Below are 2,198 nucleotides of genomic sequence, written 5' to 3' on the forward strand. Positions count from 1 at the left end.
AAATAAAGCGGTGCCGATCCCCATAATCAGTAGTGTGCTATACTCCATACGCCACAATAACGGTAATAGCGCGATCACCAACAACACGGCACCCAACAGCATACCCGCCGAACGATAGTGTGGCTTGAGCCATTTTCCGACAGCCCAAAAGCTGAAAAATGATACCGCCGAGGTGATAAGTGAAAACTGTGCCAGCTTCCATTCCTGTTGAGTAGCTACATATACGAGCAGCGTAATCAGGAAGGCAAACACCCCTTCACGGATGCCCTGGGCAATAAGCGATAACGACAACGGACGCCACATACTCCCTTTTTGTGACAATCGTTGCTTGGGCTCTTTCCAATTGTAATTTCCTGTCGGCTTACGTTTGCGAAGAAAGAAACTAAGCACCACTCCTACGACATAAAAGGCCAAGGAAATACTGAATATCACGCGATAACCTGCGTCATCCTCCATACGGGCAATAATCCAACCGGACAGCCAAGGACCCACTATACCAGAAAACGAGCCCAGCAGACCCACCCATCCGTTAAAATGATCACGGCTTGCCTGATCCGTGACTTCGAAAAAAATCACATTAAACGCCAGCCAGAATAAACCTAATGCTGCACCCAGCAGCATCCCGAGCGGCCATATGTAGTTCACAGCCTGCGGTCCCGTATATAACACGATCAGATAAAATAGGCCTGATAATGCGGTCCCCACGCGTAGGGCATTCATTTTGTTATGTTCCTTGACCCACTTTCCAGCCACCCAGACCATAATTCCCAGTGCAATTTGTTGACTGACATTAAACCAGCCGATCATCGCGTAATCCTGCCTGCTTTTCCACAAATACACGTTAAGAAATGTGCCTGACAATGCTGCTGCAAACACAAACAATCCATTCAAGCTTAATAGCAGAATGGATTGTCCGTTCAGGTTTGATTTCAATGCAGTTCCCCCTAACCGAAAAATCACCAATCAGCTTATTTCAAGCCAGCTTGTTCAAAGATTTCTTCGATTTAAGATGCCCGTATTGAGCTTGGGCCTATCCGGGGGATTGCTATTTAATTGTTGGAAATACCGCTGAGCTTCTCCAGCATCCGCAGTCGGTCATTCTCTGACAGTGTCTGCTGGACATGGAAGCAGCTAGGGCATACATAAACATTCAAGACGAACGGCAAATCCAGAACGGGCTTGCCCAGCGCTGGAGACATCGACGGTTCAAAACCTTCTCTGGTTACGGTTTGCGAACCTGCATGCAGCATGTACTCCCCACATTGAGAACATTCAAGAACCTCATCTTGTCTGTCGAGTATTTGTTCAGCGCCTTGTTCATAAGCCATCAGATCCGCACCGCTTTCTTCAAATTTTTGCAAAGTATGCAGCACAGGCAACTTATGAAGCTCATTATCCTGCAACAACGGTGCATCAACCGGTTTTTCAACTACGATTTCATCCTCTGCCTCATATAAAATATCCTGCTCCTCATCATCACCGAGCTGAATACTCAATGTCCGATAACCCTTCAGGTCTTCTTTTCCATGAGAGTGGGGCGCCGGGGTTACAGAAGCCACATGATCATGTTTCGTCTCTTCATGTCCATGCTCACCGGCATGTCTATGAACAGGTGGAGAAACAGACTCATCTTCATCATCGGTGATGTCAGAGTACCCTTTTAGATCATTATGGCAATAAGGACACTCTTCCTCAGGTCCTAATTCTTCATCCCAAATAATTTCCATGTTACACCATGGACAAATAGTCATTTCCAAGCTTTATCATCCTTCCGTTCCAAGCGTATACCAAGCTCTAGTATACAAGATGTGTCAAGTTACACTGGCACCGATCACATAAGATAAAGATATGGAAATAATCATGGAGAACAAGCCGACAGCACGATTATCCTCTTTAATCTGTTGATCGATAGAAAATACTGGTGTCAGAAACTCAAAAAGAAAGTACGCCGCAAGAAGCAGTAAAAAGCCAACGAACGACCAAATCATCGTATCATACACACTGGATTTGGCTTCCATTGCAAAGCGGAGTACGTTGCAAATACCGAACATTTTCCCTCCCGTAGCCATGGCTACCGAAACATTACCGCGCTTGATCTCTTCCCAGCATTTATAGCGGGTTACCAGCTCAAAACACGACAAAAATACAATTAGCTCCAGCACCGCCACCGAGAAATAACCCAGCATCATCCCCAACGG

General features: G+C 46.0%; 3 protein-coding genes. All 3 read right to left on the minus strand.

Going from position 1 to position 2,198, the window contains the following annotated elements; genetic code table 11:
* The coding region (locus GRP75_RS24965; protein WP_160790674.1) for an MFS transporter at positions 1-933 on the minus strand (933 nt) is incomplete at its 3' end.
* A gap of 116 nt (positions 934-1,049) precedes the next feature.
* A complete protein-coding gene (locus tag GRP75_RS24970) occupies positions 1,050-1,757 on the minus strand; it encodes a hypothetical protein (RefSeq protein ID WP_068940106.1) in 708 nt (235 codons plus the stop codon).
* A gap of 54 nt (positions 1,758-1,811) precedes the next feature.
* Positions 1,812-2,198 (minus strand): DUF350 domain-containing protein (locus GRP75_RS24975; RefSeq protein ID WP_237449184.1); only part of this gene is annotated, 387 nt, incomplete at its 5' end.

Origin of the sequence: Paenibacillus sp. OT2-17 (assembly GCF_009827695.1) — a bacterium.
GTDB classification, from domain to species: Bacteria; Bacillota; Bacilli; order Paenibacillales; family Paenibacillaceae; genus Paenibacillus; species Paenibacillus polymyxa_B.